The sequence below is a fragment of the Chthonomonas sp. genome (assembly GCF_035294165.1).
GTDB lineage: Bacteria > Armatimonadota > Chthonomonadetes > Chthonomonadales > Chthonomonadaceae > Chthonomonas.
In genome coordinates this window covers 1-4,961 of sequence record NZ_DATGLN010000158.1, presented here as the reverse complement: position 1 = coordinate 4,961, position 4,961 = coordinate 1, and the positions used below count along the sequence as shown (strand labels likewise).

The following is a 4,961-nucleotide window of genomic DNA, read 5'->3' as shown; positions in this document are numbered from 1 at the left end:
ACCCTTGGGAGCTACTACACCCCCAGGATGCGATGAGCCGACATCGAGGTGCCAAACCTCCCCGTCGATGTGGACTCTTGGGGGAGATCAGCCTGTTATCCCCGGGGTAGCTTTTATCCGTTAAGCCACGGCGCTTCCACTTGCCACCGTAGGATCACTAGGCCCGACTTTCGTCCCTGCTCGGCTTGTTGGCCTCACAGTCAAGCCCCCTTATGCCCTTACACTCGCCGCACGGTTTCCAACCGTGCTGAGGGGACCTTGGGGCGCCTCCGTTACCGTTTAGGAGGCGACCGCCCCAGTCAAACTGCCCACCTGCCACTGTTCCGACAACCGATAAGGTCGTCGGTTAGGACGTAACTCTATCAAGGGTGGTATTCCACCGTCGGCTCCACCGAAGCTAGCGCCCCGGCTTCGCAGCCTCCCACCTATCCTCTACATGAGAGAACCACATCCAATGACAGGATACAGTAAAGCTCCACGGGGTCTTTCCGTCCAGCTGCGGGTAGTCAGTGTCTTCACTGACACCACAACTTCGCCGAGTCCCTGGTCGAGACAGCGCTCAAGTCGTTACACCATTCGTGCAGGTCGGAACTTCGCGCGATCCTCTGTTTCCAGAGGGCGTAGACTATACCTTTGCCTCGACAACGATCACTTGAGGCACCGGCGTTTTGTGGCGCCCGTAGATTTGACGATTCCGTCAGTGAGCGCCACCCCGGGCAAGCCCGGAGTCGTTACAGGGCCGCATCTTTTGCGGCTTCCCTCGGTATTACCCTCGCCCAGCTTGCGCCGTCGTTAGGGCTTCACCGATATGAGCCGGTTTGCTTGCGGGATTTCTCCCGCAAGGGGCAAGTGTGTCACTTACCCGACAAGGAATTTCGCTCAGATCTGTTACTTTCAGCTGCCTCGCAGCAGCCTACCGACCCGAGTGCTCGGGCGGGCGAATCTTTCGATCCGCCTCCTCCGATCGCCCGGAGGCTCGGACTGTATCTTCACCTCGATCAACTCGAGGGTCCGGCGTACAGTCTCTGAGGGGGCCAGCGTACTTTTGGCCTTCCCTGCTGATTACCTGCACCCATCGCATTTTCACCAAGGTTCCGGTAGCGTGGGATTCTCCAGGCGTCCCAGCATATAGCCGGATTACAACCGACGGTCACCCGTCGGCGAGGCTCGCAAGAACCTTAGGACCGTTCATCTTGTTACGACCCATCACTGGGCGGCGGGATTGCTTACCCGCTCTGCGTGTCGCCACGCAGGTCGGACTGTATCATCCCCGAAATCACTGGGGTCCGGCGTACAGTCTCTGAGGATGCACCCGGTCGAAACCGCCGAAGAATTTCGGCTTCCTCGTAGCGACGCTTGCCGCCATCGTTCATGTCCCTGCGAATCTCAAGAATGCGTCTAATATGGTCCTCGGAGCTATGTTCTCCTCGGCTAACCATATCGGCGATCTGACAGAACTTTGCGAAGTCCCTCTTCTTCTTCGCGGATAGGAACCGGAACTTCCGAAAGAACGGGACCACGTTCGTCAGAATCGCCTCGAGGTTGTTGACCTCGTAGTACCAGACGCCATCCGGCCGTGATCGCAGTGTTCCGCACTCGAGATAGCGCTTGAACAGCGACAGAATCACTTGATCACGCTGCGAGATGTTAAAGCACAGGGACACTTTCCACGGCTGACAGTAATCACTACGGGGTCGGAGGCTGACGTTGAAACTTCCCTCTCCATCCGCGAAACCGGCCAAGTAGTAGCCGATATGCGGTGGAATCAGGCGTACTTTCAGCATCCGACCACCGGGGCCTTTCCTGCTGATGATCCCCACCTGACGCTTTGTTACGCACCCGCGTGAAGCGAGCAGCGTATCGCAGGATACCCGGGACTTCCCAGCATATAGCCGGATTTTGATAACGTAACTACAGCGGTCCAGCCTATAGTTACGGCCGCCGTTCACCGGGGCTTCGGTTCAGAGCTTTGCCTTGCGGCTAACCCCTCTCCTTAACCTTCCGGCACTGGGCAGGTGTCAGCCCCTATACGTCGCCTTGCGGCTTAGCAGAGACATGTGTTTTTGTTAAACAGTCGCTTGAGCCCATTCACTGCGACCTCCTCGAGCTCCCCCTGTACAGGGTCACCCTACCGAGGCACCCCTTATTCCGAGGGTACGGGGCTAGATTGCCGAGTTCCTTGACCAGGGTTATCTCGCGCGCCTTGGCACGTTGTGTGCCTGCCTACCTGTGTCGGTTTGCGGTACGGGCGCACCGAGTTCTCACGTCGCGGCTTTTCTTGGCAGTATGGGCTGAACCGCTTCGCGGGGCTTTGACCCCCCGCTCGCACTCGCGTCTCGGGGTTAACGAGGCGCCGGATTTGCCTAGCGCCTCCCCCTACCTGCTTGGCCCGGCACTACCGGTCGCCGGTGGGTCTACCCTTCTGCGTCCCCACGACGTTGATAACGAGCTCGGTGCGGGGCCGGAATGTCGACCGGCTGTCCATCGGCTACGCCTTTCGGCCTCACCTTAGGTCCCGCCTAACCTTAAGCGGACGAACCTTCCTTAAGAACCCTTAGGCTTACGGCGGGCAGGATTCTCACCTGCCTTTTCGCTACTCATGCCGGCATTCTCACTTCCGCTTCGTCCAGCAGTCCTCGCGGTCTGCCTTCGCTCTACAACGGAACGCTCCCCTACCGCCCGCTTCGGGACGATACCCTCGGCGGACCCGTGGCTTCGGCGGTTGGCTTGAGCCCCGTTACATTTTCGGCGCGGCACCACTCGACCAGTGAGCTATTACGCACTCTTTCAAGGATGGCTGCTTCTGAGCCAACCTCCTGGCTGTCTGGGCGATGCCACTTCCTTTCCCACTTAGCCAACACTTTAGGGCCTTAGCCGACGATCTGGGTTGTTCCCCTCTCGACCACGAAGCTTATCCCCCGCAGTCTCACTCCCGGGCACCACGGCGCGGCATTCGGAGTTTGATTGGGTTCGGTAGGACTCCTGTCCCCCTAGCCCATTCAGTGCTCTACCACCGCGACGCTAGCTCCGGGGCTGCACCTAAATGCATTTCGGGGAGAACCAGCTATCTCCGGGTTCGATTGGCATTTCACCCCTACCCACAGCTCATCCGACAGTTTTTCAACACTGACCGGTTCGGGCCTCCACGAGGGGTTAGCCTCGCTTCACCCTGGCCATGGGTAGATCACCCGGTTTCGGGTCTACTCCATGCGACTAGGCGCCCTATTCAGACTCGGTTTCCCTTCGCCTCCGGGGTGTCCCCTTAAGCTCGCCACATAGAGTAACTCACCGGCTCATTCTTCAATAGGCAGGCCGTCAGGCATTCCGGAACCTTGCGGCTCCGGCATAGCCCTCCGACTGATTGTAGGCACACGGTTTCAGGTACTATTTCACTCCCCTCCCGGGGTGCTTTTCACCTTTCCCTCACGGTACTTGTCCGCTATCGGTCGCCAAGAGTATTTAGCCTTGGAGGGTGGTCCCCCCGAGTTCCCGCGGGGTTCCACGTGTCCCGCGGTACTTAGGCACGCAACCCAGGAAGCCTCGTCATTTTCGCTTACCGGGCTCTCACCGTCTTTGGCCTGCCGTTCCAGGGCAGTTCGGCTAATGACGAGGTTGGTAACTTCCCGACCGGTCCTCTGCCCGGTCCGGTTGCGGCCTGTGACCCCGCCTGTACAACGCCAGAGGGCTATCACGCACAGGCGGTTTGGGCTGTTCCCCTTTCGCTCGCCACTACTCGGGGAATCTCGGTTGATTTTTGTTCCTCAGGGTACTGAGATGTTTCAGTTCCCCTGCTGGCCTTCCCGTGCCTATGGATTCAGCGCGGGATGACTGGGCATCACCCCAGCCGGGTTTCCCCATTCGGGCACCCCCGGATCGAAGCCTGCTAGACGGCTCCCCGGGGCTATCGCCGTCGACAGCGCCCTTCATCGGCTCTTGGCGCCAGGGCATCCACCGTGCGCCCTTTGTAGCTTGAAGCCTACAACCTTAGGAGTAGCTGTATAGAGCTTGCACGATCGCCTACGCGCCGCCTCGGAAACGGTCGTAGACGATGTGTCCTGCTATGCACTTGTCAAGGTTCGTATCCCGGTCGCGAGCGGCACGAAAAATCGGCCATACCCGGGTACCGGGAGCCGGATCCAAAATGCTGCACGTGGCAAGGGAACGCGACCAAGGCGTCTGCGGCGCACCCCGCCGCCGCCTTTCGGCACCGGCAAGGCTCCCCACCGCTTGAGGAACCGCAACGCCCGATTGCTCCTTAGAAAGGAGGTGATCCAGCCGCACCTTCCGGTACGGCTACCTTGTTACGACTTCACCCCAATCATCGACCCCACCTTAGACGGCTCCCTCCCTTGCGGGTTAGGCCACCGGCTTCGGGTGAAGCCGACTCTCGTGGTGTGACGGGCGGTGTGTACAAGGCCCGGGAACGTATTCACCGTCGTGTGGCTGACCGACGGTTACTAGCGATTCCGGCTTCACGCAGGCGAGTTGCAGCCTGCGATCCGAACTGGGACCGGCTTTAGGGATTCGCTCCCCCTCGCGAGGTCGCTGCCTATTGTGCCGGCCATTGTAGCATGTGTGTAGCCCAGGGCATAAGGGGCATGATGACTTGACGTCGTCCCCACCTTCCTCCGGCTCGTCGCCGGCAGTCTCCCTAGAGTGCCCGGCATCACCCGCTGGCAACTAGGGACAGGGGTTGCGCTCGTTGCGGGACTTAACCCAACACCTCACGGCACGAGCTGACGACAGCCATGCACCACCTGTGCAGGCTCTCGACTTTACGAGTCCCTTCCCTTTCAGGTCGGTACTACCTGCATGTCAAACCCTGGTAAGGTTCTTCGCTTTGCATCGAATTAAACCACATGCTCCACCGCTTGTGCGGGCCCCCGTCAATTCCTTTGAGTTTCAACCTTGCGGCCGTACTCCCCAGGCGGGTCACTTAATGCGTTAGCTTCGGCACTGAG

2 rRNA genes are annotated in these 4,961 nt (G+C 59.6%); both read right to left on the bottom strand.

The features are described 5' to 3' along the window. Positions 1-3,656, bottom strand: a 23S ribosomal RNA gene (locus VKV29_RS07955); the annotation flags it as partial. Positions 3,657-4,259: 603 nt separating this feature from the next. Then, positions 4,260-4,961: ribosomal RNA gene (locus tag VKV29_RS07950) — 16S ribosomal RNA — on the bottom strand; the annotation flags it as partial.